The sequence below is a fragment of the Janthinobacterium sp. SUN118 genome (assembly GCF_030397695.1).
Taxonomy (GTDB): Bacteria; Pseudomonadota; Gammaproteobacteria; order Burkholderiales; family Burkholderiaceae_D; genus Janthinobacterium.
Genome location: NZ_JAPUBV010000005.1, coordinates 23,751 through 48,992 on the forward strand (window position 1 = coordinate 23,751; position 25,242 = coordinate 48,992).

General features: G+C 64.5%; 20 protein-coding genes and 2 tRNA genes. 4 read left to right on the forward strand and 18 right to left on the reverse strand.

The features are described 5' to 3' along the window. Positions 1-5: 5 nt before the first annotated feature. Both O0880_RS24075 and O0880_RS24080 read right to left on the reverse strand, forming a co-directional pair. Entirely contained in the window at positions 6-3,617 is a 3,612-nt protein-coding gene (locus tag O0880_RS24075; RefSeq protein ID WP_289889150.1) for an MBG domain-containing protein, read from the reverse strand. Between the two features lie 272 nt (positions 3,618-3,889). After that, positions 3,890-5,890 (reverse strand): sensor histidine kinase, encoded by a 2,001-nt coding sequence (locus tag O0880_RS24080; RefSeq protein WP_289889151.1) that lies wholly within the window; start codon positions 5,888-5,890, stop codon positions 3,890-3,892. An 81-nt stretch (positions 5,891-5,971) separates the two neighbouring features. On the opposite strand from O0880_RS24080, the gene O0880_RS24085 reads away from it, so the two are divergent. Next, the gene (locus O0880_RS24085; RefSeq protein ID WP_289889152.1) at positions 5,972-6,655 is read left to right on the forward strand and encodes a response regulator transcription factor; all 684 of its coding nucleotides are present in this window, start codon (positions 5,972-5,974) and stop codon (positions 6,653-6,655) included. 2 nt (positions 6,656-6,657) lie between these two features. On the opposite strand, the gene O0880_RS24090 is transcribed toward O0880_RS24085, so the two are convergent. The 8 genes from O0880_RS24090 to O0880_RS24125 form a co-directional block, all read right to left on the reverse strand. Then, positions 6,658-7,434: a sulfite exporter TauE/SafE family protein gene (locus O0880_RS24090; protein ID WP_071324523.1), complete on the reverse strand. Its 777-nt coding sequence runs from the start codon at positions 7,432-7,434 to the stop codon at positions 6,658-6,660. Beyond that, positions 7,424-8,425 (reverse strand): phosphate acetyltransferase, encoded by a 1,002-nt coding sequence (gene pta / locus O0880_RS24095; RefSeq protein WP_289889153.1) that lies wholly within the window; start codon positions 8,423-8,425, stop codon positions 7,424-7,426. The genes O0880_RS24090 and pta overlap by 11 nt, the downstream gene beginning before the upstream one ends. Before the next feature lie 110 nt (positions 8,426-8,535). Then, complete coding sequence (gene xsc / locus O0880_RS24100; protein WP_289889154.1) at positions 8,536-10,350, reverse strand: sulfoacetaldehyde acetyltransferase; 1,815 nt, start codon at positions 10,348-10,350, stop codon at positions 8,536-8,538. A gap of 226 nt (positions 10,351-10,576) precedes the next feature. After that, the gene (locus tag O0880_RS24105) at positions 10,577-11,587 is read right to left on the reverse strand and encodes a porin (RefSeq protein WP_071324526.1); all 1,011 of its coding nucleotides are present in this window, start codon (positions 11,585-11,587) and stop codon (positions 10,577-10,579) included. Between the two features lie 82 nt (positions 11,588-11,669). After that, positions 11,670-12,485 carry a thiazole synthase gene (locus O0880_RS24110; protein ID WP_289889155.1) on the reverse strand — a complete coding sequence of 272 codons (816 nt, stop codon included), beginning with the start codon at positions 12,483-12,485 and terminating at the stop codon, positions 11,670-11,672. Next, complete coding sequence (locus tag O0880_RS24115) at positions 12,482-13,786, reverse strand: D-amino acid dehydrogenase (protein ID WP_289889156.1); 1,305 nt, start codon at positions 13,784-13,786, stop codon at positions 12,482-12,484. Before O0880_RS24115 ends, O0880_RS24110 begins: the two co-directional genes overlap by 4 nt. Before the next feature lie 16 nt (positions 13,787-13,802). Then, positions 13,803-14,867 (reverse strand): YeiH family protein, encoded by a 1,065-nt coding sequence (locus O0880_RS24120; protein ID WP_289889157.1) that lies wholly within the window; start codon positions 14,865-14,867, stop codon positions 13,803-13,805. A 205-nt stretch (positions 14,868-15,072) separates the two neighbouring features. Next, positions 15,073-15,942 (reverse strand): NAD(P)-dependent oxidoreductase, encoded by an 870-nt coding sequence (locus tag O0880_RS24125; RefSeq protein WP_289889158.1) that lies wholly within the window; start codon positions 15,940-15,942, stop codon positions 15,073-15,075. Between the two features lie 263 nt (positions 15,943-16,205). On the opposite strand from O0880_RS24125, the gene O0880_RS24130 reads away from it, so the two are divergent. Further along, positions 16,206-16,859, forward strand: a complete 654-nt coding sequence (locus O0880_RS24130) for an FxDxF family PEP-CTERM protein (RefSeq protein ID WP_289889159.1) — start codon at positions 16,206-16,208, stop codon at positions 16,857-16,859. Positions 16,860-16,904: 45 nt separating this feature from the next. Here the strand turns inward: O0880_RS24130 and hisC are convergent, their stop codons facing one another. From hisC to O0880_RS24160, 6 genes are all read right to left on the reverse strand, one after another. Continuing rightward, positions 16,905-17,963 (reverse strand): histidinol-phosphate transaminase, encoded by a 1,059-nt coding sequence (gene hisC / locus O0880_RS24135; protein ID WP_289889160.1) that lies wholly within the window; start codon positions 17,961-17,963, stop codon positions 16,905-16,907. A gap of 232 nt (positions 17,964-18,195) precedes the next feature. Continuing rightward, a tRNA-Ser gene (locus tag O0880_RS24140) sits at positions 18,196-18,285 on the reverse strand. Between the two features lie 269 nt (positions 18,286-18,554). Then, positions 18,555-18,644 (reverse strand) — tRNA-Ser (locus O0880_RS24145). 111 nt (positions 18,645-18,755) lie between these two features. After that, on the reverse strand, positions 18,756-20,045 hold the full coding sequence (serS, locus tag O0880_RS24150; protein WP_289889161.1) for a serine--tRNA ligase: 1,290 nt from the start codon (positions 20,043-20,045) through the stop codon (positions 18,756-18,758). A 147-nt stretch (positions 20,046-20,192) separates the two neighbouring features. Then, complete coding sequence (locus tag O0880_RS24155; RefSeq protein ID WP_289889162.1) at positions 20,193-20,396, reverse strand: hypothetical protein; 204 nt, start codon at positions 20,394-20,396, stop codon at positions 20,193-20,195. Between the two features lie 149 nt (positions 20,397-20,545). Further along, entirely contained in the window at positions 20,546-21,967 is a 1,422-nt protein-coding gene (locus O0880_RS24160) for a PLP-dependent aminotransferase family protein (RefSeq protein WP_071326593.1), read from the reverse strand. Positions 21,968-22,147: 180 nt separating this feature from the next. Between O0880_RS24160 and O0880_RS24165 the strand changes: the two genes are divergently transcribed. Both O0880_RS24165 and O0880_RS24170 read left to right on the forward strand, forming a co-directional pair. Continuing rightward, positions 22,148-22,438, forward strand: a complete 291-nt coding sequence (locus O0880_RS24165) for a DUF2917 domain-containing protein (RefSeq protein WP_289889163.1) — start codon at positions 22,148-22,150, stop codon at positions 22,436-22,438. Beyond that, positions 22,435-23,175, forward strand: a complete 741-nt coding sequence (locus tag O0880_RS24170; protein ID WP_289889164.1) for an NAD(P)-dependent oxidoreductase — start codon at positions 22,435-22,437, stop codon at positions 23,173-23,175. The genes O0880_RS24165 and O0880_RS24170 overlap by 4 nt, the downstream gene beginning before the upstream one ends. A gap of 1 nt (position 23,176) precedes the next feature. Here the strand turns inward: O0880_RS24170 and O0880_RS24175 are convergent, their stop codons facing one another. Further along, a complete protein-coding gene (locus O0880_RS24175; RefSeq protein WP_289889165.1) occupies positions 23,177-24,496 on the reverse strand; it encodes a replication-associated recombination protein A in 1,320 nt (439 codons plus the stop codon). Positions 24,497-24,565: 69 nt separating this feature from the next. After that, positions 24,566-25,222 (reverse strand): outer membrane lipoprotein chaperone LolA, encoded by a 657-nt coding sequence (lolA, locus tag O0880_RS24180; protein ID WP_289889166.1) that lies wholly within the window; start codon positions 25,220-25,222, stop codon positions 24,566-24,568. Between the last annotated feature and the right edge of the window lie 20 nt (positions 25,223-25,242).

Sequence of the window (25,242 nt, forward strand, 5' to 3'; positions counted from 1 at the left end):
TGCCTTCATTGCGCGGCGCTTGCCGCCGCCGGGACTGCCGGAGCCTGGCGTATGCCGCCGTTGACGACGAGGATGCGCGTATAGCCCGCACTATCGGTGCCGCCCGCGGCGGCCAGCAGCGTGCCAGCGGCCGCCGGCGCAGGCTGCGCCGCGTCGGCCACGGGGACGAGCAGCAAGCCGCCGGTGCTGGTGGCGCCACCAGCGGGAGCCGCGCCGGCAGCACCCTGCCCTGCCACGCCAGGCACGGCCGGCCCCGCCGCGTAAGCCGTCGTTCCTGCCGCCACGTCGTTGGTGCCCGTGGTGACCTGGCGCTGCGCCAGGCGGATCGCATTGTCCAGCGATGGATCCTTCTCAATGCTCAGACTGCCATTGCGCGCCGTGATCACATAGTTGCCGTTGGCCAAGCCAGAAGCGTCGATGGCATAGCTGCCCACCTGTTCGCCAGCCACGCGGCGCAGCACGCCAGCCAGGCTGTCGCCGGCCAGCAGGCTGCCATCCGTCACCCGGTACGTCAGGCCGGGATCCGCCGCGCCATACACCTTGCGTTGCGTATCGGCCGTCACCGTGATGGCACGGGCGGCGATGTGCAGGCTGCCCTCATGCGCCGTGATCACGTAATTGCCGTTGGTCAGGCCGGAGGCATCGATGGTGTAGCTGCCCACGTTTTCGCCGGCGGCGCGGCGCAGCACGCCAGCCAGGCTGTCGCCTGCCACCAGGCTGCCGCCCGTGACCTGGTACGTCAGGCTGGGGTCGGCATTGCCATAGGCCTTGCTTTTCGCATCGGCCGTCACGGCGATGGGGCGCGCGGCGATGCTGGCGCTGGCACTGTCCGTGTTCAGCACATAGTTGTTGTTCGACAAACTCAAGGTGCTGGCGTCAAAACCGCTGTAGCGCCCGGCGTTGCTGCCGCTGACGCGGGCCGTGCCGCTGACGGCGGGCGCGCTGTCGCCATTGACCAGTCCCGACAGGACGAAGCCGGCATTGAAGGTGGCGCTGCCGTCATACGTCTTGCTGACGGCGACGTCCAGCGCGCGCGGCGTCACCGTCCAGTACACGGGGCCGCCCGGCGTCAGCGTATAACCCGTCTTGCCCAGGACCAGGCCCGTGTCATAGGTGATCGTGTAGACGCCGGCCGACGAGGTGGCGCTAGGCGCCCCCAGCCAGGAAATGCTGCCGCTGGCGCTGGCGTCGGTGACCAGCAGGCCGCCGCTCAGGGCGTCGTACAGCGCATAGTGAAAGACGGGCACGTCGCCATACACGCTGCTGCCCGGGGCCAGGCGGATGTAGACGGGTTTGGACGCATTGCCGGCCGCATTGTCGACCGAGGTAATGGCATCCTTCAGCTGGGCCACGGGCGCCGCCGCATAGTAGACGGACATGCCGCCGCTCTGCCCCGGGACCAGGTCGGCCGCGCGCAGGAACATGGCGTAGCTGCCGTCCGTCCGGCCCGAGGCCACGGCGGTGGTACGGGGATCCTGGTTGATGGCATTCGCGAAGACGCAGCACCGGCTGTGCACGGTATCGACGCCCGCCGTCGTGGAATAGAACAGGATGGCCGAGCCGCTCGTCGTGCTGTCCGTTTCCGTCACCATGATGGCATTCGACGCATTCTTGCCATCGCTCAATGGCGCAAATGCGCCCGAGACGATATTGCCCTTGGTCTTGTAATTGGCGTCGGAAGCGCCGATATAGTCATCGCCCGTGCCCAGCCACATGCGCACATTGGTCAAGGGCGTATCGCTCAGGTTGGTGAGCCGGCTATCCATGTTGACGAAGGAATCGCCCGCCTTCAAGGCATAGGTATGCGTGACGCGGGCCGACTGGTTCAGGGTGCGGAAAGTCAGCGTGCCCGACGTCACCACCGTGCCCTGCCCCTCCTGGTAGCCGGCGATATTCAGGGAACGGCTGCTCAGCGCCGCCCCATAGTCGCCGCCGCCCATGCCGGGCATGCCGCCCATGCCGCTGCCCATGCCATTGGCGATCAGCAGCTCGCCATTCGCATTCCACGACGTGCCGCCATTGCCGCCTGCCGCCACGGCAAACTCGAAAGGCCGGCGCAGGGTCAGCTGGAACCAGCCATTGCGGCCAGGACTGGTATTGTCAAAATAAAACGGGGTTTTCAGGAGGCCGTCGGCCGTAAAGGAATCCTGGCTGCCATCGCCGAAGCGCACCTTGCCATTGTCCAGCACCAGGTTGTTCACCTTGCCGGCGCTGCCTTTTTGCCAGGTGAAGGCGCCGGACGCCGGGATATTCACGGCCACGCCGGCCGCCACCTTGTAGCCGCTGCCCGCGCCATCGGCCGTGCCCTGGCCATACTGGTAAGCCAGCGAGCCGCTGCCCGTCGCGTTCAGGTTCGCATTGATGTTGATGTTGCGCTCGGCAATCAGGCTGAGCTTGTTGGCCGACCACGTGATGGCGTCGTTCACGTGGATATCGCCATTGCCGCCCGTCGTGCCCATGCTGCTGGTCATGATGGCGAAATTGTTACTGGCCAGGGCATTCGACACCTCGGCCCCCGTCATGTTGCCGCCGCTGGCGGCCACCGTGAAGTCGTTCGGATCGATCAGCCAGGTGCCGGTCGCTCCGCGCGGCGCGGCCGTGCTGACCCGCGCGGCGTCGATCGCGACCCGGTTTGCACTGGTTTCGATGAAACCGCCGTCGCCGCCCTGCGGCGCGCTGGCGTCGAGCACGCCTGCCACCCTGACGCTGCCCTTGTCCATGTCGCCCAGCAGCACGATCTGGCCCCGCTCGCCCGTGGCCAGCGTGCGCGCCTCGATCACGCCCGTATTGTTGATGACGCTTGACGCCAGCTCGCCTGCCGCCTTGGCCGTCAGGAACACCCGGCCGCCGTCGGCCTGGATCGCGCCGCCATTTTCGATCAGCGTGTCGAGCGCGCCCTGCGTCACTTGCAGCTTGACGGGGCCGCCCACGTCCAGCGTGACCTGGCTGCCGGCGCCCACCAGCACGCTGCCGGCGCGCGCGGCGAGCGTGCCGCTGTTGACGATGCGGGCGGCAATCAAGGCCACGTAGCCGCCGTCCGCCGCGCGTATCGTGCCTTCATTGACGATGCTGCCGCCGCCCTTGCCGTTGAAGACATGCTTGTTGCTGCGCAAACTCGCGCTGTCCACATCCAGGGTCGACGCCACCAGGCCGCCCACGTTGACCTGGGCCGTGCGGCCAAACAGGATGCCGTTCGGGTTGATCAGGTACACCTGGCCATTCGCGTTCAGGCGGCCGAGGATCTGCGAGCCATTGCTGTCGAGGATGCGGTTGACGGCCAGCGCGCTGGACGAAGGCTGGACGAAGTTCACGCTTTCCTTGCTGCCGACATTGAAGCTGGACCAGTTCAGCGTGGCCTGCTGGCTCGCCTGCTGCACCGTCGTGGTGGTGCCGGACTGGCTGATGGTGGCCGTGCCCGCCACCACCTGGCCGCCCGTGGGACCGGCACAGGCGGGTCCGCCCAGCGCCAGCGCGCCGATGGCGGCCACGGCGGCGGCCAGCTTGCGGCGCGCGCCCTTGCCGCGTCCGCGCGACGTCTCGGCGACGGCAACCCAGGCATTCAGGACGTGGCTCCAGACGAGCCGGTAAATATGATTCAGTGAAGCGTGACGGTGCATGCTGTGTATCCTTGTCATTGTGGATGGGGGCGCGGCCGCGCGCGCGCCCTCCCTCACCCGGGAGGGGCAGCGCCGGCGGGCGAGAAAGCGGCTGGACACGCGCGATGCGGCAGCCCTCTGTCCCCGGCGCCATTTCTGTTGCATTTCGCTACACAGTCGTAGCTAAAAGCTACAGAAATTTCTTGGGGGAAATATAACAAGAATTGCAGATTTATAAGTGAGCAAACCTGAGCAATTCCCGAGCGATTCAGTCGGGAATATGCGCGCCGAGGCTAGGCTGGCAGGCGCATGGAAAAGCTGACGATGCCGTCGCTGCCCGTGCGCTCCAGCGTCACCTGGCCGCCGTGCAGTTCGGCGATGCGTCGCACCAGGTACAGGCCCAGCCCGGCGCCCGGCTTGTGCTGGGCGATGCGGCCACGGAAGTATTTCTGGAACAGGCGTGGGATTTCATCGACGGGCAGCGCGTCGCCATCATTGCTGACGGTAAACTGGATGCCGCCATCGGCGGGCATGGCCGCGTCGAAGCGTATGGCTTGCGCCTGCGGCGCGTGCCGGTCAGCATTGCTGAGCAGGTTGCGCAGCGCCACGCGCAGCAGGCCGGGATCGCATTGCAGGCGCGCCGGCAAGTCCCGCATGCTGGCCTCCACCCTGCCGGCCGGCCATTCGGCCAGCACGGTCTCGAGCAGCACGCGTGGATCGCAGTGCTGGGGACGGAAAGTGGCCGCGCTCGTTTCCATGCGGTCGGCGCTCAGGTATTCATCGACGAGGGCGGCCATGCGGCCGCTGGCCTCGCGCAGGTTCTGGCAGCGCTGCAGGGTCTTGTCCCACACGGCGCCAGGATTGCGGGCAATTTGCTGGGCCGTCGTATTGATGATGGCCAAAGGCGTGTGGAATTCATGCGATACCATGGCCACGAAATCCTGCTGCTCTTCGCGGGTGCGCGTTTCCACCTCTAGCGCCGCGCGCAACTCGCCTTCGAGCGCGGCGCGCCGGCCGATTTCCTGCCGCAGGGCGGCCGTGCGCAGCGCCACCTGTTCTTCCAGCCGCTCGTTGAGCGCCCGCACGGCCCGCACGGCCTGTGCCTGCGCCAGGTCCTTGGCGCGGCGCAGTTCCGCGTAGCGCCGGTTCAAGCGCAAGCTCATCAGCATCATGTGCACGAACGCCCCCAGGGTAGCGGCGTGGTTGGTCCAGAAATTGGGCGGCAGCACGCCCATATTGCGCAGGAAGCTGACCAGCACGCCCGCGTAAAAAATGCCGAATATCAGCAGGAAGGCGCGCGCCGGGCGGTGGCCGCGCAAGGCCAGCCAGGTGGCCAGCGCGATGAAGACAGCGATCAGCGGCAGCGCCGCGCCCTGCACCACCAGCACGCCGGCGGCGTAGCGGCCGCACAGCACCAGCAGCGCTCCGGTCAGGGCGGCGGCGGCCGTGGCGCCCATCACGCCGCGGCTGAAGCGCGGATACAGGGCGGACAATTCCAGCTGCAAGATGGAGAAACGGGTACCGACGGCGATGGACGCCGCCATCGACACGCCCAGCATGGGATCGGAAAGCCAGTTCGGCATGCTGAAGATCTGCTGCGGAATGGCGATCGTCAGCGCTTCCGTGGTGGCATTGCTCAGCACATACAGCAAATACCAGCCACTGTGGGCTTCCCGCGTCATGCGCCAGAAGAAGATGTGAAACAGGATCAGCAACAGATAGCTGCCGAACTGCAAGCCGTAATACAGGTATTCGCGGCGCGACGATTCATCGAAGGCCGCGCGCGGCCACAGGGTCAGCTCCGTCGACATGGCTTTCTTGCTGTGCAGGCGCACCAGCCATTGTTCGTCCGCGCCCGCCTGCAGGCGCAAGGGAAACACGACCTGGCGCGCATCGACGGGCCAGGCGGCGCGCGGCACGTCCGCGCCCGCCGTTTGCAGCGTCCAGCGCCCCGCGCCGTCGAGCCGGTACAGGCGCACATCGTCGAGCACGGCGTTGCTAAAACGCAACACCCATTCATCGGGCGATGCCGCCGCGCGCACCACGTCCAGGCGCAGCCAGATGGCGTCGTCCGTGTAGCCGGCGCTGACGGCGGCAGGCAAGGCCCGCCAGCCAGCCGCATGCAGGGCCGCATCGGGATCCAGCTTGCCGCCGGGGTCAGCCAGCATGCGCAGGTGGCCGCTGGCCGTCACCTTTTGTGCACCGGCCGGCAGCATCAGAGGCGCAGGCGCGGCCCATCCGGCAAGGGGGTGGAGGGCGGCGAAAAACAGGAAGATGGCGAGCAGGATTTGCATGGCGGCGCAGCTTACCACAGGCAGATCAGGCGACCATCAAGCCGCCTTCACGCCGCCGGGGCGATCGGTTATCCTTGCGCCATGTTGAACCTTATTCTGCTTGAAGACGAAGCCGTGCTGCGCCAGGAACTGGCCGAGTTTCTCGGCGACTGCGGCTACCGCGTGAGCGCCGTCGCCGACCTGGCCGGCTTTCATGCCTGCTACCAGCCCGCGCGGCACCACATCGCCGTCATCGACCTGGGCCTGCCCGATGGCGATGGCATGGAACTGGTCGGAACCCTGCGCGCGCAAGACCCGCAGCTTGGCATCCTCGTGTTTACGGCGCGCGGCACCACGCCGGACAAGATCAAGGGATTGAGCGGCGGCGCCGATTACTACCTGCCCAAGAGCACGGACCTCGACGAACTGGCCGCCACCCTGCTCGCCTTGCAGCGGCGCCTGGGCGAGCCGTCGGCGCCGGCCACCTGGATACTCGAACTGGGGCCGCGCCGGCTGTTGCCGCCAGGTTGCAGCGCCATTGCGCTATCACAACAAGATGCCACCGTGCTGCGGGTGCTGATGGCCGAGCCGGAACGCATCGTCAGCCGCCAGCAAATCGTGCAGTCGCTGGGCGAGGATTACCTCGATTACGACCAGCGCCGCCTCGATACGCAAATCCGCCGCCTGCGCCGCAAGACGGAGCAAGCCACGGGACTGCCCTTGCCCATCAACACGGCGCGCAATGCGGGCTACCGCTTCTTCGCCGACGCGGCGGTCCGGCCCTGAGCCTAGGCCAGCAGCTGTGGCACGGCCGCCGCCATCAGTGAAATGCCGATCAAGGTCAGCACGGCAAACGCGATGCGGCGCATGCCGCGCTGGGCGATCGGCGGCGGGTAGCGCTTGCCGGCCATCGTGGCCAGCACGCCCACGGGCAGGGCCAGCATGCACAGCAGCAAGACCTTCGCGTCGAGCTGGCCCTGGCTGCCCGCCATCAGCGAGCGCCCGCCCGCGCTGATGGCGAACAGGAAGATCAGGCTGTAGCGGATGGTGGTCAGGCTCATTTCCTGGCGATAGAACTGATACACGAGCGGCGGCCCCGCCAGCGAAAACAGGCCCGAGAACAGGCCGCCGCACACGCCGCTGATGAAGAAACTGCGCCTGTCGGCCGCACCGGGTCCCGGCGGCGCCTGCAGCAAGATGCTGACGCCGCCATACACGATGGCCGCGCCCAGCAGCAGCTTCAGCAAGGGCGCATACGCCTGGTCCAGATAGCCCAGTAGCAGGACGCCGGCCGCCATGGCCGGCAGCAAGCCGATGCTGGCCGCGCGGATGGCGCGCCAGTCCAGGTGGTGCAAGGCGCCCGGCAAGGCCACCAGGCAATTGGCCAGCGACAGCAGGCTGACGAGGGCCGCCAGCGCGGGCACGGGCGCCAGGCCCAGTCCGCTGGCCACGCCCATGACGATCATGCCCAGTCCGAACCCCGTCACGGTCTGGAAATACGTGCCCGCCGCCACCACGCCCAGCAGCGCCAGCACGGGCAAGCTGAACAGAAAGTCAGCGTCCACCCTGGGCCTGCACGGCCGTCACCGCAATGACGTTGTAGACATCGTCGGCGCTGCAGCCGCGCGACAGGTCGTTGGCCGGCTTGTTCAAGCCTTGCAGCAGGGGCCCGATGGCGACGGCGCCGCCCATGCGCTCGGCCAGCTTGTAGCCGATATTGCCCGCGTCCAGGTTCGGGAACACCAGCACGTTGGCGCGGCCATTGACGACGGAATCCTTGACCTTGCGCTGCGAAATCTCGGCCACGATTGCCGCGTCGAGCTGCACGTCGCCATCGATGGCCAGCAGCGGACGCTGGGCCTTGACCCGGTCCGTGGCCGCATGCACCTTGTCGACGGCCGCATGGTGGGCGCTGCCGCTGGTGGAAAACGACAGCATGGCCACCCGCGGCTCTTCCATCAGCAACGCTTGCGCGCTGTCGGCGGCGGCCATGGCGATGTCGGCCAGCTCTTCCGCTTTCGGATCGACGACGAGGGCGCAGTCGGAAAAGATGAAGCCGCCCTTCAGGCTGTGGAACGGTTCGCACAGCATCATGAGGAAAAAGCTGGAGACCAGCTTGAAGGCCGGGTCGACGCCGATGATCTGGATGGCGCTGCGCACCACGTCGGCCGTCGTGTGCACGGCACCCGCCACGCAGCCGTCGGCGTCGCCCAGGCGCACCATCAGGTTGGCGTAGCACAAGGGGTCCTGCACGGCGATGCGCGCCTGCGCCACCGTCATGCCCTTGGCTTGACGCAGCACAAACAATTGCTGGGCATAGTGCTCCGCCTCGCTCGAGGCGGCCGGATCGACCAGGCGCACGGCGTCCAGGTCCAGTCCGTGTTCGCGCGCCAGCGCCAGGATGGTGGCCGGCTTGCCGACGATGGTGATGTGCGCCAGGCCTTCGGCAGCGGCGCGCGCGGCCGCCTGCAGCACGCGCACATCATCGCCCTCGCACAAGACGATGTTTTTCGGCACGGCGCGGGCCTGGGCGATGATGCGGTGCAGGGCTTTCATGGAAACTCCAATTCGGTAAAAAAATGCCGGAACCACGGAAGCAGGAAGATGGCTCCGGCATACAAAACCCGGCGCGATTGCCGGGGTCATACAAGGAAGGGGCCGACGGATTACACGTAGTCTTTGTACTTGTCCAGGTGACGGATCGGTTTGCTCAGCGCATCGCGGCGGAACGGGTCGCCCAGCTCGCGCGTGCACATGATTTCGATGATGGTCGTCTTGCCTTCATTCATCTGCATGTCGATCGCCTTCTTCAGCGCCGGACCCACGTCTTCCAGCTTGTCGACCGTGATGCCTTCGGCGCCCATGGCGCGCGCAATCTCGGCAAAGCTCTGGTTGTCGAGCTCGCCGGCGACGAAGCGGCGGTTGTAGAAATCCACCTGGTTTTTCTTTTCCGCGCCCCACTGGCGGTTGTGGAACACCACGGCCGTCACGGGAATGTTGTGGCGCACGCAGGTCATCGTTTCCATCAGGCTCATGCCCCAGGCGCCGTCGCCCGCATACGACACGGCCGGACGGTGCGGCGCGGCCACCTTGGCGCCGATGATGGTCGGGAAGGCATAGCCGCAGTTGCCAAAGCTCATCGCCGCAAAGAAGCTGCGCGGCTTTTCGAAGCGCAGATAGCTGTTCGCCACCGAGTTGATGTTGCCGATGTCGGTCGACACCATCACGTCTTCCGGCATGGCTTTTTCCAGCTCGCGCAAGACCTGACGCGGGTGCAGATAGTTGCCCGGCTCTTTCTTCTGCTCTTCGATCATGTCCAGGCTGTACGCATCCTTTTCATGCGTCCAGTTCGTCAATTCCTCTTCCCACGCCGCCTTCTCGGCCTGCACGGTGGCATAGCGCGCGTCGCGCGTGGCGTCGCAATCGAGGGTCTTGCCGTCCAGGCGGGCCAGGATGGCCTTGGCGGCCGCCTTGGCGTCGCCGCAGATGCCCACCGAAATCTTCTTGACCAGGCCCAGCATCTTGTTGTCGGCGTCGATCTGGATGATCTTGGCGTTCTTCGGCCAGTAATCCATGCCGTGCTGCGGCAGGGTGCCGAACGGGCCCAGGCGCGAACCCAAGGCCACGACGACGTCGGCCTGGGCGATCAGTTTCATCGCCGCCTTGGAACCCTGGTAGCCGAGCGGGCCGCACCACAGCGGATGGCTGGCAGGGAACGAGTCGTTATGCAGGTAACTGTTGACCACCGGCGCGCCGAGGCGCTCGGCCAGGGCCTTGCACTCCTCGATGGCGTCGCCCATGACGACGCCGCCGCCCGAGATGATCACCGGGAACTTGGCTTGCGCCAGCAGTTCGGCCGCATCGTTCAGGCTTTGCTCGCCGCCGGCGCCGCGGTCGAGGCGGTTCGGTTTCGGGATCTCGGCCTTGATTTCGCCATAGAAATAGTCGCGCGGGATGTTCAGTTGCGTCGGGCCCATTTCCGACATGGCGCGGTCGAAGCAGCGCCCCGTAAATTCCGCCATGCGGGCCGGATTGGTCACGTGGCCCTGGTATTTGGTGAATTCCTCGAACATGGGCAGCTGGTTCGCTTCCTGGAAGCCGCCCAGGCCCATGCTCATCGTGCCCGTTTCCGGCGTAATGATCACGACCGGCGTGTGCGCCCAGTAGGCGGCGGCGATGGCCGTGACGCAATTGCTGATGCCAGGGCCGTTCTGGCCGATGACCACGCCATGGCGGCCCGAGACGCGGGCATAGCCGTCGGCCATGTGACCGGCGCCCTGCTCGTGCACGACGGGGATCAGGCGGATGCCGGCCGGGGCGAAGATATCCATCGGGTCCATGAAGGCCGAGCCCATGATGCCGAACATGTCGGTCACGCCATTGGCGGCCAGGGTTTCCACGAACGCTTCGGACGGCGTCATCTTTTGCGGGCCCACTGGAATGGCAGCGGCGGCGGCTTTTTGGTCGGACAAATCGGTCATGGCTCAGTCTCCTTACAGTTTTATGAAAAATCGGTATATTTTGTTCCGATATTTGAAATGCGTGTTCAATTTAACGGTTGCGAAATGCGCTGTCAATGAAAATTCATGAAAAATCGGACTGTTTCATTCCTGAATCCGGAATCCGTAACAAAGTCCCATTCCTGAAACAACAATGGCGGCTTATCCGCAACAGATAAGCCGCCACCGGTGCCGCCAGCCGTGCGCCTTAGAACTTCAGGCGCATGCCGGCCGTGAAGGCGCTCGAGTTATGCCCAGGCAAGGGCACGCTGCCGCCGCTGGAAGCGTCGCCGACAAAGTTGGTGCCGGCGCCATCGTTGTTGATGCGGCCGTACGAGGTGTACAGATTCGTGCGCTTGGACAAGGCATAGGTGTAGCCGATGGCCAGCTGGCGCCCGCCGCGGCGCGCGTTCGTGCGGTCATCCTTGCGGATGTAGGACGCCATCACGCTGCCCGCCGCGCCCACGGGCGCCGACGCGCCCAGCATGTAGTTGCGGAAATCCGTGCCCGCATCGTCCTTGTCCGTCTCATACGCGGCGTGCAGCTTGGCGGCCCCGAAATCGTAGGTGCCGCCCAGCAAGGTGACTTTTGCCGTGTTCAGCGGCGTGTCCTTGCGGTTGTCGTGCGCCAGCGTCAGCACCAGCGGGCCGTTGGCATAATCGATGGAAAAGTCGATGGTGCGGCCCAGCGTATTGCTGTCCGGCTTTTCGCCGAGGCCGTACATGATGGCGGCCGACAGGCCGTTCACCTTCGGCGTCTCGTACATGATGGCGTTTTTCGTGCGCAGGGTGGCCACGCTCATCAGGTTGATCGAGGCGCCCGTCATGCCCGTCTCGAACGGGTCGATATTGTCCAGGGCGGTGAACAGCGGATTGTGCTGCAAGCCGATATTCACGGCGCCGAAATCGCCCGACAGGCCCACGTAGGCCTTGCGCCCGAACAAGGCGCCCTGGCGGTAGGCACCCGTGTCGAGATCGAGACCGTTTTCCAGCAAGAAGTTGGCTTTCAAATTGTTGCCCAGGTCTTCCGTGCCCTTGAAGCCGATGCGGCTGCCCGACTGCACGCCGGTGGCCAGCTTGGTGACGGAGCCTTCCGCGCCGCCATGCTCGGAGGTCAGGCCCGCGTCGAGCAAGCCGTACACGGTGACCGACGATTGCGCGCTGGCGCCGCCGGCGAAGAGTGTGGCCAGGACGGCCGCCGCTACGAATGTGTGTTTCATGTCATCTCCAGATATTGTGGTTTTTATGGGTGCTTCCAACAAGAATCAACAACGTGCTACAAATTGCGGCAAATGCGGCGGCTCAGGCGATCAGCCCGGCCATCGGCGACGAAGGCGAGGCGCTCATGGCGCCGGCCCTCCGCGGCATGCGCCCGGCCAGGTAGGCCTCGCGTCCGCCCTGCACTGCCAGTTTCATGGCGCGCGCCATGCGTATCGGTTCGCGCGCCGCCGCGATGGCGGTATTCATCAGGATGCCGTCGCAGCCGAGTTCCATGGCGATGGCCGCGTCCGACGCCGTGCCGACGCCGGCGTCGACCAGCACGGGCACCGTGGCTTGCTCGATGATCAGCGACAGATTCCACGGATTCAGAATGCCCATGCCCGAGCCGATCAATGACGCCAGCGGCATGACGGCGATGCAGCCGATCTCTTCCAGCATGCGCGCCTGGATGGGGTCGTCGCTGCAATACACCATCACCTGGAAGCCATCCTTGACCAGCTGCTCGGCCGCCTTCAAGGTTTCCGGCATGTTCGGGAACAGGGTCTTGTCGTCGCCGAGCACTTCCAGCTTGCACAGCGGGTGGCCGCCCAGCAGCTCGCGCGCCAGCTGCAGCGTGTACACGGCGTCGCGCGCGTTGTAGCAGCCGCCCGTGTTGGGCAAAATCGTGTATTTCGACGGCGGAATAAAATCAAGCAGGTTGGGCTCGCCCTTTTCCTGGCCGATATTCACGCGGCGTATCGTCACCGTGACGATCTCGGCGCCGCTCTCTTCGATGGCCAGGCGCGTTTCCTCGAAATCCCTGTACTTGCCCGTGCCGACCAGCAGGCGCGACTGGTAGGTGGTGCCGGCCAGGGTCAGGCCGCCCGGTGCTTGGCCGGGAATCGCGTCGTCTCTCATCGTGCTGCTCTCCTAAGTTGAATGAACGCGGCCCCCTGCGCGAGGGGTACGCCGCAAAACGCAAAATCGACGTCGGGCCGCCGTCCCGACACGAGGTCCGCCAGCGCCCTGCCCGCGCCGCAGCCCATGGTCCAGCCCAGGGTGCCGTGCCCCGTGTTGAGGAACAGCTGGCGGTAACGCGTGGCGCCGATGTACGGCACGTTCGAGGGCGTGAGCGGGCGCAGGCCGGCCCAATAGACGGGGTCGCTGTAATCGCAGGCATGGGGAAACAGGGCCTGCACGCGGCGCGTGATGGCGGCGCAGCGCACGGGATTGAGGTCGCGCGTGTAGCCGTTCAGCTCGCATGTGCCCGCCACGCGCAGGCGTGCGCCCAGGCGCGAAAACACCAGCTTGTGGCCATCGTCCGTCAGCGACACGGTGGGCGCCGCGGCGGGATCCAGTATCGGATACGTGGCCGAATAGCCCTTGCCCGGATACAGCATCAGGCGGATGCCCAGCGGCTGCAGCAGGGGCACGGAAAAACTGCCCATGGCCACCACCACGGCGTCCGCGTGTTCCAGGCCGTGGCGCCCGTGCGCATCGATGCATTCCACGCCCGCGATGCGCTCGCCATCCGCCAGCAGACGCGTCACCGTCGTGCCGTACCGGAAATCCACGCCGGCGGCCGCCGCGCGCGCGGCCAGCGCCGTGGTAAACAAATGCACGTCGCCGGACTCGTCGCTGGCCGTGAAGTCGCCGCCCACGATCTGGCCGCGCGCGTGGGCCAGGGCCGGCTCGATGCGGACCACGTCATCGGCGCTGAGCGTATTGCGCGGGCAGCCCAGTTCGCGCAGCAGCGCGGCGCCCGCTTGCGATTTGTCAAACTCCTGTTCATCCGTATAGAAATGCAGGATGCCGCGCTCGAGGTGGTCGTAGGCGATGCCCGTCTCGTGGCGCAAGGCTTGCAGGCTCTGGCGGCTGTACTCGGCCATGGCGACGATCTGGCGCATGTTGCGCGACACGCGCGATGGCAGGCATTCGCGCAGGTAGTGCAGCGCCCACTGCCATTGCAGTGCATCAAGACGTGGACGGAACAGCAGCGGCGCGTCGTCCTTGCCCAGCCAGCGCACGACCTTGCGCAGGGTGGCGGGATTGGCCCACGGTTCCGCATGCGAGACGGAAATCTGCCCGCCGTTGCCGAAGCTGGTTTCCTGCGCGGCGCCCGCCTGGCGCTCGAGCACGCACACATCGTGGCCCGCCTGGCGCAAGTACCAGGCCGTGGCCGTGCCGATCACGCCGGCGCCGAGGACTAGGATCTTCATGGCGGGCCCGGTTCGCTCAGCGCGTCAGCAGCACGGCGATGGCGACGAAGGCGGCGATCCACACCGTTTCCATCACCAGCATGATGACGGGGCGCCAGCCCAGCGAGGCCAGCGACTGGAACGAGGTTTTCACGCCCAGCGCGGCGATGGCGATGACGAGACAGGCGCGCGAGGCATTGTTGATCCAGCCATTCACTTCCTGCGGAATCAGGCCCAGGCTGTTGGTAATGACGAGCCAGACAAAGCCGATCAGGAAGAACGGCACCAGCGGCGGCGCGTCGACTTCGCTCTTGCCATCCTTGCGCTTGAACATGATCGACAGGCCCAGCACGACGGGCACGAGGCAGGCCACGCGCGTCAGCTTGACGAAGGTGGCGACGTCGCCCGTGTGGTTGCTGACCAGATAGCCGGCGCCCACCACTTGCGCCACGTCATGGATCGTGCCGCCGATAAACACGCCCGCCTCGGTCGGGTCAAAACCCAGCAGCTTGACCAGCAGCGGATAAACGATCATGGCCAGCGTCGACAGGGTCGTCACGCCGACCACCGTCAGCAGGGTGAACTTTTCGTTTTCCTTGGTTTGCGGCAGTACGGCCGAGATGGCCAGCGCAGCCGAGGCGCCGCAGATGGCGACGGAACCGCCCGACAGAATGCCTTCCGTGAGGGGGCGCTTCAGCCATTTGGCCAGCAGGTAGCCGAAACCCAGCGTCGCCACCAGGCCGCCGACGACGATCAGCAAGGGCGTCACGCCCACGGAAGCGATCTGGTTGAAGGTGATGCGCGCGCCCAGCAGGGCCACGCCCGTGCGCAGCAGCACCTTGCTGCAGAACTCGATGCCGGGCTTGCAGGTGGGGTCCGATGCCAGGAAGTGGAAGGCCAGGCCGAAGAACAGCGCATACAGCAGCTGCGGGCCGCCGTAATTACTGGAAATGAAGGTGGCCGACAGCGCGATCACGAGCGCGATCGCCACGCCGGGCCAGCTGCGCAGCACGGCGCGGGGACGCCAGATGGCGACGGCGGATGACAGGTAGGGAATGTTCTTGTCGACAACGCGTGTTATCGCTGAGGAGTTGGTTTTCATGCGGGTCCGCTCATAATGTTTTAAAAATTGGGACATTTCATCTCGTTTTTTAATAATACACGATGAGCTAGCGAAGTCCATGCTTTTCCATGAAAATCGAAACCAGATGTTCCGGAAACTGACGTTTTAATGATGCCGGTGCCGTAAACGACAAGCGGCGCGCCCCCCGTACAGGGACGCGCCGCCGTGGCTGGCGTGCGAAAGATTACTTTTTGTTCAGGCGGGTAATCAGGCTGGACGTGTCGTAGCGGTTACCGCCCGCCTGCTGTACTTCGCCATAGAACTGGTCCGTCAAGGTCGTCACGGGCAGGTCGCTGCCGTTGCGCCTAGCTTCGGCGAGGCAGATGCCCAGGTCCTTGCGCATCAGGTCGACGGCGAAACCGAAGTCGAACTTGCGCTCGATCATGGTCTTGCCGCGGTTTTCCAGCTGCCACGACTGCGCCGCGCCCTTGGAAATGACGTCGACGACGAGGGCCGCATCGAGGCCCGCGTTTTCCGCAAAGGCGATGCCTTCGCTCAAGGCTTGCACGAGGCCGGCGATGCAGATCTGATTCACCATCTTCGTCAGCTGGCCCGAGCCGGAGGCGCCCATGTAGGTGACGGCGCGCGCGAACAGGGAGATGACAGGCTCGGCCCTTGCGTACGCTTGCGCATCGCCGCCCACCATCACCGTCAGCTTGCCATTTTCCGCGCCGGCCTGGCCGCCGGACACGGGCGCGTCGAGGAAGAATACGCCCTTCTCTTTGGCTGCCGCATGGATGGTGCGCGCCGCCTCGGCCGAGGCCGTCGTATGGTCGATCAGGATGCTGCCCGGCGCCATGGCGGACAGCAAGCCGCCCTCTTCCAGGATGACCTGGTACAGGTCATTGTCGTTGCCGATGCAGGTGAAGACAAACTCGGCGCCCGCGGCGGCGGCGGCCGGCGTGGCGGCGCTGCTGCCCTTGTATTGCGCGAGCCAGGCGGCAGCGCGTGCCGGGTTGCGGTTGTACACGGTGACGTCGTGCCCGCCCGCCGCCAGGTGGCCTGCCATGGGGAAACCCATGACGCCCAAACCGATGAATGCCACTTTTGCCATATTGTCCGTCCTGTCGATGAATGAATCCGATTATTGTTGCACAAATGGCCTGTGCCGACAGCATGGCGCGGCCAGACGGCCGCCATGGCCGCACCGGCAGTGGCGCCGGGGAGACATCCGCATTTCAGCTATACAAGACGAAAATTATCATAAAGAAACTTTATGTTGCATTTTTTTCTAGCAAATACTATATTGAATTGGCATCAGGAAATCTCGGTTCACGGTGCCCCATCCTTTTCCCAACCCCTGTCAAGGAGTCGATCTTGCAAACTACATTTTCCCGCCTGAAAATCATGAGCGCCGCCGCCCTGCTGCTCGCCGCCAACGCCGCGCAGGCAGACATCACGGTCTTTACCAGCCAGTCTGCCTATCTGGCAGCGGTCGGCAATACCGGCGTCGATACCTTTGATGATTTGCCCATCGATGCGCTCGACGGCCCGCTGAGCCGCAGCGCGGGCAGCTACGCCTACACGGTGAGCAGCGTGGGCACCTCGCCCATCCTGTATGGCGCAGGCACGGGCAGCGACCACTGGCTGAGCACGAACGACCGCAACGACAGCGTGTTGTTCTCCAACTTTTCCGGTGCCGTACGCGGCGTGGGAGGATACTTCTTCGGCTCGAACTTTTCCGGCGAATATGCCGCCGGCCAGAACATCACCCTGACGGCCCGCAATGCGCTGGGCGAGCTGCTCAGCTACGAGCTGGCCTTGCCGACGCAAGCCTCGTTTATCGGCTTCGTGTCGTCGGGCGCCTTCTCCGACCTGGCCGTCAGCACGGCCGGACAGATCGGTATCTGGCCAACCATCAATAACCTGACGGTGTCGGCCGTACCGGAGCCTGCCACTTACGGCATGCTGCTGGGCGGCCTGGGCTTGCTGGGCTTCATGGCGCGCCGCCGCCGGACCAGCCAGCAATAAACTCGCGCCTGGTACGGCTGCCGGCAGCCGTGCCAGGCCTTGCCCTCACGCCAGCAATGCGCGCAAGGCCGCCATCAGGGCCGCGCATTCGCCCACGTTGCCGATGCTGATGCGCAAATACTGGCTGATGCGCGGCGCGTTGAAATGGCGCACGATCACGGAGCGGGCGCGCAAGCCGGCCGCCAGTTGCGCCGCGTCATGCCGCGGATGGCGGGCGAAGATAAAATTGGCCACGGAAGGCAGCACCTCGAAACCCAGCGCCGCCAGGTCCGCCGTCAGCTGTTCGCGGCTGGCGATCACGGCCTGGCGCGTCTGCTGGAAATACGCTTCATCGTGCAGCGAGGCGACGGCGCCGGCCAGCGCCAGCCGGTCCAGCGGATAGGAATTGAAACTGTTCTTCACGCGCTCGAGCGCCTCGATCAGGTCCGGGTGTCCCAGCGCGCAACCCACGCGCAAGCCGGCCAGCGAACGCGACTTCGAGAACGTCTGCACCACCAGCAGGTTCGGATAGCGCTCGACCAGGGCCACGGCGCTCTCGCCGCCGAAATCCACATACGCTTCATCGACCACCACCACGGCGTCGGGATGCGCGCGCAGCAGGGTTTCCACGCCGGCCAGCGGCAAGTCCACGCCTGTCGGTGCGTTGGGATTCGGGAAGATGATGGCGCCGCACGGCCCCTGATAGTCTTCCGGACGGATGCGCATGGCGTCGTCGAGCGGCACGGTGCGGTAATCGATGCCGTACAGCTTGCAATACACGGGATAGAAGCTGTAGCTGATGTCCGGGAACAGCAGCGGCGCATCGTGCTTGAGCAAGGCCATGAAGGCCAGCGCCAGCACCTCGTCGGAACCGTTGCCGACGAAGACTTGATCGCTGCGCAGGCCGTGGTAAGCGGCCAGGGTTTGCTTCAGTTCGCTGGCGGAAGGGTCCGGGTACAGGCGCAGGCTGTCGTTGCTGGCGTCGCGCAGCGCGGCCAGCACCTGCGGTGACGGGCCGTACGGGTTTTCATTGGTGTTGAGTTTGACCAGGTCGGGCAGTTTCGGCTGCTCGCCCGGAACGTAGGGGGTCAGCTCGCTGACGATGTTGCTCCAGAATCGGCTCATTGCATGTGGGGTCGGGGATGGGGATCGGGTAGATTACCATGGACTGATGGGGGTGTTCGGGCGGGTGTCGTTTGCGTCGGCGGAGGCGCTGGGCGTTAAAGCTTGAATGGAGGAAAAGACGCCTTGCGCTGCGCGCTTTGGGCGCTTTTTCTGCCTGGATTGGTGCGCTGGTGGCTCGCCTATATTGCGGGCATAAAAAAAGCTCCCTTGCGGGAGCTTCTCTTATGTATTCTGGCGGAGAGGGTGGGATTCGAACCCACGGTACGATTTAACGTACGCTTGATTTCGAGTCAAGTACATTCGACCACTCTGCCACCTCTCCGTTTACTGCGGTCTATTCATTCAAACTGGCGTGCCTGTTTGAACGAGGCGCTATTTTAGCATGGGCATTGTTCAGTTGGGTAGGGGTTTTATTGGTGATTTGCAACTGAAAGCGGGGAATTCACATCAACACCTGTCTGGACGATTCGGAGAGCCTCGCGCGAGTACGCGCTCGTCTTCGAATCCCACGCGTACGCCCCGCAGGGGCATACTCCTCTTCGCCGCCACAAATAAAAAAAGCTCCCTTGCGGGAGCTTTCTCTATTTGTTCTGGCGGAGAGGGTGGGATTCGAACCCACGGTACGATTTAACGTACGCTTGATTTCGAGTCAAGTACATTCGACCACTCTGCCACCTCTCCATTTGCTGCGGTCTTTTCCCGCATTGCTGCGAGAAGGCAAGATTATAGCAGCCGCTTGAAAAAATGGAAGGACTATTTTAAGCCTTCCATTCATGGGGCCGCCTGAAGCTTTTATGCCTTCAGATGCGTCAGGCCGCCCATGTACGGACGCAGCACTGACGGGATTTCGACGCTGCCGTCCGCTTGCTGGTAATTCTCCAGCACGGCGACCAAAGTACGGCCCACTGCCAGGCCGGAGCCGTTCAGGGTGTGCGCCAGTTCCGGCTTGCCGGCGGCGTTGCGGAAACGCGCCTGCATGCGGCGGGCCTGGAACGCTTCCGTGTTCGACAGCGAGGAAATTTCGCGATAGGTGTTTTGCGCCGGCAGCCACACTTCCAGGTCGAAGGTCTTGGTGGCGGTGAAGCCCATGTCGCCCGTGCACAGCGACATCACGCGGTATGGCAGGCCCAGGCGCTGCAAAATCGTTTCCGCATGGCCGACCATTTCTTCCAGCACCTGGTACGACGTGTCCGGATGCACCACCTGCACCATTTCCACCTTGTCGAACTGGTGCTGGCGGATCATGCCGCGCGTGTCGCGGCCATAGCTGCCCGCTTCCGAGCGGAAGCATGGCGTGTGGGCCGTCATTTTCAGCGGCAATTGGTCGAGCGCGAGGATTTCATCGCGGGCGATGTTGGTCAGCGACACTTCCGAGGTGGGGATCAGGTAGAAGGTCTCGCCCTCGCCTTCCACGCCGCCTTTTTTCACCGAGAACAAATCGGCTTCGAATTTCGGCAGCTGGCCCGTGCCGCGCAAGGAATCGGCGTTGACCATGTAGGGGGTATAGCATTCCGTGTAGCCGTGCTCGTCCACGTGCGTGTTGAGCATGAATTGCGCCAGCGCGCGGTGCAGGCGGGCGATGCCGCCCATCATGACGGAGAAGCGCGAGCCGGTCAGCTTGGTGGCCACTTCGAAATCGAGGCCCAGCGGGGCGCCCACGTCGACGTGATCCTTGACGTCGAAATCGAAGGTGCGTGGCGTGCCGACCTTGCGCACTTCCACGTTGCCCGACTCGTCCGTGCCCACCGGTGCCGATTCGTGCGGCAGGTTGGGTACGGCCATGATGAATTCGCTCAGCTTGGCTTGCACGAGGGTCAGGGCCGCTTCGTCGGCTTTCAATTCATCGCCCAGGCCGGCCACTTGCGCCATCACGGCCGAGGTGTCTTCCCCCTTGCCTTTCAACATGCCGATTTGCTTGGACAGCGCGTTGCGCTTGCCCTGCAGTTCCTCGGTGCGCGTCTGGATCGCCTTGCGTTCGGCTTCGAGGGCGTTGAAACCTGCCACGTCGAGCTGGAATTTGCGCGTTGCCAGGCGGGCGGCGACGGTGGCGATGTCTTTACGGAGAAGTTGGATATCTATCATGGGTGGATGGCGGTGCCGATGTATCGAAAGCATCCATTGTACCAAGACCCGTTCAGTTCTTTATGAGTTTTGCACACGGCTGGCCATCGTCATGGCAGCATGGCCGGGCACTCGCGCCCGCTTTACGGCTGGTGCTCAGGCTGGTACTTAAATAAAGGCGGCTTTTTCGGCGGCGGTCAGGCGGCGGGCGCTGACGGTGACGACGGGCATCTTGCTGTCGGCGGCCTTGGCGACCAGGGTCGAGGTGGCGCTCACTGCCACCGTATTCGCGCCGGCGGTGGCGAAGCTGCTGCCGATGGCCAGGACGGCGGCGGCGATAAAGGCGATTTCCATGTTTTTCAGTGCGTTCATGATGTGACTCCTGGTTGGTTTGTTCGTTTAACTGCGCTTGGTATGGTGGTACTTTAGCCAACGGGAACGAACAAGGCCACCGGCTTGCGACCGGCGGCGAAAAACAGGGAGCGAACGGTGAAAAACGGGGACTGAAGCGAAAAGCGGCGCTACAGGGATTGCTTGACCAGCCGGCCCAGTCGGCCGATCGCCTGCTCGATGCGCGGCGTCCACGCATTGCCGCAATTGAGGCGCAGATAATTGCCGAACTTGCCCGAGGCCGAGAACAGCTGGCCCGGCATGAAAGCCACGCCGTCGGCGATGGCCTGCCCGTGCAGGGCCAGCGCATCGACTTGCGGCGGCATCTGCACCCACAGCACGAAACCGCCCTGCGGCTCGGACAGCATGCAGTCGGCCGGAAAGTGCGCCGCGACGGCGTCGGACATGCGGGCGATGCGCTGCACCAGGGTACGCCGCATCTTGCGCAGCTGCTGGTCGTAGCTGCTACCCTCCAGAAAGTCGGCCAGCACGGCCTGGAAGAAATGGCTGGTGGCGCCGCTCGACACGGTTTTGAGCAGGGCCACTTCCTGCGCGAAGCGCCCGGCCAGCACATAGCCGACGCGCGAGGCGGGCGTGATGGCCTTGGAAAACGAGGAACACAATAAAACATTGCCGCTCGTATCATAGGCCTTCACGGGCCACGGCCGCTGCGGGGCAAAGCACAGGTCGCCATACACGTCGTCTTCCACCAGCGGAATATTGAATTCCGACAGCAGGCCCGCCAGCCGCTTCTTGTTTGCTTCCGGCATGACGCTGCCCAGGGGATTGTTCGCGTTCGGCACGAACAGGCACGCTTGCACGAGTCCCGCGCGCAGGGCCAGCTCGAGCGCGTCGAGCGACGGTCCCGTCTTCGGGTCGGTGGGAATTTCCAGCGCCTTCATGCCCAGGCTTTCTATCATCTGCAGCAGCACGAAATACGTGGCCGACTCGATGGCGATGGTGTCGCCCGGCCTGGCGACGGCGCGCAGGCACAGGCTGATCGCTTCCGTGCAGGAATTCGTCACGACGATCTCTTGCGGGTCGAGCTTGCCCCAGTCCAGCGCGCGGCGCGTGACCTGGCGCAGGAAGTTGCCTTCGCTGATGTCGTAGCAGCTGACCTTGCTCAACAAGGCGGGCTCGCGCCGGGCCACGGCGCTGATGGTGCGCTGCATGCGCTTGATGGGCAGGATTTCATCGGGTGGCCAGGCCGTGCCCAGCTGCACCACGTCGCGCGTCTCGTTGTCCTTCAAGACGCGCATCAACAGATTGTTGATGCCGACAAAGGCCGGCTCCTTCAGGTGCTGGGCATCGGCGCTGCAGGGCCGGCGCGGCGCGCGGTGGCGCACGAAATAGCCGGACTGGGGCCGCGCATCGACCTGGCCCCGGTCCTCCATCAGGCGCAAGGCTTGCATCACCGTGCTGATGGAAATGCGCTTTTGCTGCGCCAGGTGGCGGATCGACGGCAGGCGGTCGCCGGGCGCGAATACGCGCGAATCGATCAGCGCACCCAGCTCGTTGGCCAGGTGCTCGTACAGGTTCAGGTCGGCGCTCATGTTCATCCCTTCAGTATGCGGCTGCCGCGCGGGGCCGGCACAGATACAGTTGCCGAGTTTTTTGATAAGCACAGTGTACGGCAAAGGGCACTGTGATCATTACAATTTCGTTTTCCTGCATCTGTCATGGTTCGCCGCAAGGGCCTAAGCTGTTCCTGTCTGCACAACAGGAGCGATGCCATGCACACCGACTACGAACTCGCCAGCGCGCGGCCCCTGCGCCTGGAAAAAGCGCATGCCAAGGTGATCGAATGCGTGACGGGCACGGCGTGGATCACGGCCTATGCCCAGTTCGAGGATTGCGTGCTGCGCGGCGGCGAGCGCTACACGATACCGAATGACGGCCTGGTGCTGGTCGAAGCCGTGGGCAGCGGCCGCATCCGCGTGCATGGGACTGCCGCACCCCGCCCCGCCCTGCTGCGCTGGCTGAACCTGGCACTGCCACACACACTGACCACAAGGAATACATGACTCAAGCACCACCATTGCGCGTCCTCGTCACGGGCGCCGCCGGTGTCATCGGCACCGTTTTCTGGAAGAGCCGGCACGGGGAATTCTCCCTGCGCCTGGCCGACCTGCACACTGACGGGCTGGCGCCAGCACCCTGCCCGTCCATCCAGCTCGACGTGGGCGACTACGCCGCCTGCCTGGCCGCCTGCGCCAACACCGACGTGGTGCTGCACCTGGCCGGCGTGCCGCACGCCGGCGCCGATTTCGATGCGCAGCTGCTGCAGCCCAACATCATCGGCACGCACAACATCTTCCGCGCGGCGCAGGCACAGGGCGTGAAACGGATGGTGTTTGCCAGCAGCGCGCAAGCCATCGAAGGCTATCCGCTCGACGTGCAGGTGCACGAGCACATGCCGGCGCGGCCGGCCAATATGTATGGGGCCAGCAAGGCCTTTGGCGAAGGCGTGGCCTCCGCGTTCGCCCACCAGCATGGCATGACGGCGATTGCCGTGCGCATCGCCAACGTGGCGCAGTTTGCACCAGGTCAACAGCACAGCGCGCGCGACATTGCCGCCTTCATCAGCGAGCGCGACGTGGTGCAGCTGCTGGCGCGCTGCATCGCCGCCGACGTGCCGGCCGGCTACCACGTCGTGCATGGCGTGTCGGACAACCGCTATAAACGGCTCTCCATCGCCGCGACGCGCCAGCTCGTCGGCTACGCGCCGCAGGACGACGGCTTTACACTACTGGGACTGTAATTCAGCCCTTGCCGGCGGGTTTACCTGCTTTTCTGTCCAGCTCGCGCAGCCAGGCCAGCTTGTCGGCGATCTTGCTTTCCAGCCCGCGCGGCACGGGCTGGTACCAGCCCGGTTCCGCCATGCCGTCCGGAAAGTAGGTTTCACCGGCCGCATACGCATCGGGCTCGTCGTGCGCGTAGCGGTAGGCGTGGCCGTAACCGAGTTCCTTCATCAGTTTCGTCGGCGCATTGCGCAAGTGCACGGGTACTTCCTTGGATTTATCTTTCTTGACGAACGCCATGGCCGTGTTGAAGGCGTTGTAGCCGGCATTGCTTTTCGCGGCGATGGCCAGGTAAATCACGGCCTGGCCCAGGGCCAGCTCGCCTTCGGGCGAACCGAGGCGTTCATATGTTTCGGCTGCGTCATTGGCCATGGTCAGGGCGCGCGGGTCGGCCAGGCCGATATCTTCCCAGGCCATGCGCACGATGCGCCGCGACAGGTAGCGCGGGTCGGCGCCGCCGTCGATCATGCGGCAAAACCAGTACAGGGCCGCGTCGGGATTCGAGCCGCGCACGGACTTGTGCAGGGCGGAAATCTGGTCATAGAAATTGTCGCCGCCCTTGTCGAAGCGGCGCGAATTCAATGTGAGTGCATTGTCGACGAAGGCCGCGTCTATCTTTGTCGTGCCCGTCGAGCTGGCGGCCGTCTCGGCCTGCTCCAGCAAGTTCAAAAAGCGCCGCGCATCGCCATCCGCATAGCCGATCAGGGTGTCGGCGGCCGCCTCGTCAAAGCTCAGGTGCGTCAAGGCCGTGGACTGCGCCTTGGCCAGCAGCTGCTTCATCTCGTCTTCGTTGAGCGACTTCAACACATACACTTGCGCGCGCGACAGCAGCGCCGAATTGACTTCGAAACTCGGATTTTCCGTCGTCGCGCCGATGAAGGTCACGAGGCCCGATTCGACGAACGGCAGCAAGGCATCCTGTTGCGATTTGTTAAACCGGTGGATTTCGTCGACGAACAATAAGGTGTGCTTGCCGAACTGGTCCAGGCTATGGCGGGCCTGGTCCATGGCTGCGCGGATATCTTTCACGCCGGCAAACACGGCAGACAGGGCGATGAATTCGCTGTCGAAGGCGTTCGCCATCAGGCGCGCCAGGGTCGTCTTGCCGACGCCGGGCGGGCCCCACAAGATCATCGAATGGGCCTTGCCCGCCTCGAACGCGAGGCGCAGCGGCTTGCCGGCGCCCAGCAGATGCGTCTGGCCAATGACTTCGTTCAGGGTAGCCGGCCGCAGGGCTTCGGCCAGCGGCTGGCGCGGTGCGGTGGAAAAGAGATCCGCCATAATATTTACCGGGTAAGAATGCAAAGGCCCCGCACGATGCGAGGCCGGTCAAAAAACAGCATGAAAAACTTAGTTGTTGATCACATCCGCGCCCTTGGGCATCACGAATTTGAAATGGTTGGCGGACAGCGTCGGGTTTTTCTGGAAGTTCTTGAACGCCAACACCGACGTCTGGCCGAACGAGTCGCGCAATTCCATCGCTTCGGGCACGCCATTGCGCAAGCCGATGCTGATTTCATCAAAGGTCGTGTCCTTGGCCTTCGGCGTCGCTTTCAGCCATTCCAGGCCATCGCGCGTGCCCGCTTCGGCCAGGGTGAAGTTCTTTTCCAGGTCATTGCTGCCAAACAGGATGGCGGCCGGCGAGGAACCGAGGGCGTCGCCCAGTTTCTTCACCGTCACCTGGCTCAAGTCCTTGTCATAGATATAGAGCTGTTCGCCATCGGCTTGCAGCAGCTGCTCGTACGGCTTCAGATACGTCCAGATGAACTTGCCCGGGCGGGCGAATTCGAAGGTGCCGCTGGCGGGCGTCGAGACTTTCGCCTTGCCGCCGGCGTCCGCCTTCTTGACCTGGCGCTGCACGAACTCGCCCTTGGCCGACTTGGTGCCGGCGGCAAAGCTCTTGAATTGCTCGAGCGCGCTGGCCGAGGCGCTGGCCGCGAACAGCAGGCCGCAGGCAACACTGGCCGCGCCGATCATCATTTTTGCTGCGAAAGTCGTGCTCTTCATTCTTCGTATCCTTCGTATTG

Excerpts from the sequence above, each read along its gene's own strand:
- O0880_RS24075 (WP_289889150.1), bottom strand. The coding sequence starts at position 3,617 with ATGCACCGTCACGCTTCACTGAATCATATTTACCGGCTCGTCTGGAGC.
- O0880_RS24080 (WP_289889151.1), bottom strand. The coding sequence starts at position 5,890 with ATGCAAATCCTGCTCGCCATCTTCCTGTTTTTCGCCGCCCTCCACCCC.
- O0880_RS24085 (WP_289889152.1), top strand. The coding sequence starts at position 5,972 with ATGTTGAACCTTATTCTGCTTGAAGACGAAGCCGTGCTGCGCCAGGAA.
- pta (WP_289889153.1), bottom strand. The coding sequence starts at position 8,425 with ATGAAAGCCCTGCACCGCATCATCGCCCAGGCCCGCGCCGTGCCGAAA.
- xsc (WP_289889154.1), bottom strand. The coding sequence starts at position 10,350 with ATGACCGATTTGTCCGACCAAAAAGCCGCCGCCGCTGCCATTCCAGTG.
- O0880_RS24105 (WP_071324526.1), bottom strand. The coding sequence starts at position 11,587 with ATGAAACACACATTCGTAGCGGCGGCCGTCCTGGCCACACTCTTCGCC.
- O0880_RS24110 (WP_289889155.1), bottom strand. The coding sequence starts at position 12,485 with ATGAGAGACGACGCGATTCCCGGCCAAGCACCGGGCGGCCTGACCCTG.
- O0880_RS24115 (WP_289889156.1), bottom strand. The coding sequence starts at position 13,786 with ATGAAGATCCTAGTCCTCGGCGCCGGCGTGATCGGCACGGCCACGGCC.
- O0880_RS24120 (WP_289889157.1), bottom strand. The coding sequence starts at position 14,867 with ATGAAAACCAACTCCTCAGCGATAACACGCGTTGTCGACAAGAACATT.
- O0880_RS24125 (WP_289889158.1), bottom strand. The coding sequence starts at position 15,942 with ATGGCAAAAGTGGCATTCATCGGTTTGGGCGTCATGGGTTTCCCCATG.
- hisC (WP_289889160.1), bottom strand. The coding sequence starts at position 17,963 with ATGAGCCGATTCTGGAGCAACATCGTCAGCGAGCTGACCCCCTACGTT.
- serS (WP_289889161.1), bottom strand. The coding sequence starts at position 20,045 with ATGATAGATATCCAACTTCTCCGTAAAGACATCGCCACCGTCGCCGCC.
- O0880_RS24155 (WP_289889162.1), bottom strand. The coding sequence starts at position 20,396 with ATGAACGCACTGAAAAACATGGAAATCGCCTTTATCGCCGCCGCCGTC.
- O0880_RS24160 (WP_071326593.1), bottom strand. The coding sequence starts at position 21,967 with ATGAGCGCCGACCTGAACCTGTACGAGCACCTGGCCAACGAGCTGGGT.
- O0880_RS24165 (WP_289889163.1), top strand. The coding sequence starts at position 22,148 with ATGCACACCGACTACGAACTCGCCAGCGCGCGGCCCCTGCGCCTGGAA.
- O0880_RS24170 (WP_289889164.1), top strand. The coding sequence starts at position 22,435 with ATGACTCAAGCACCACCATTGCGCGTCCTCGTCACGGGCGCCGCCGGT.
- O0880_RS24175 (WP_289889165.1), bottom strand. The coding sequence starts at position 24,496 with ATGGCGGATCTCTTTTCCACCGCACCGCGCCAGCCGCTGGCCGAAGCC.
- lolA (WP_289889166.1), bottom strand. The coding sequence starts at position 25,222 with ATGAAGAGCACGACTTTCGCAGCAAAAATGATGATCGGCGCGGCCAGT.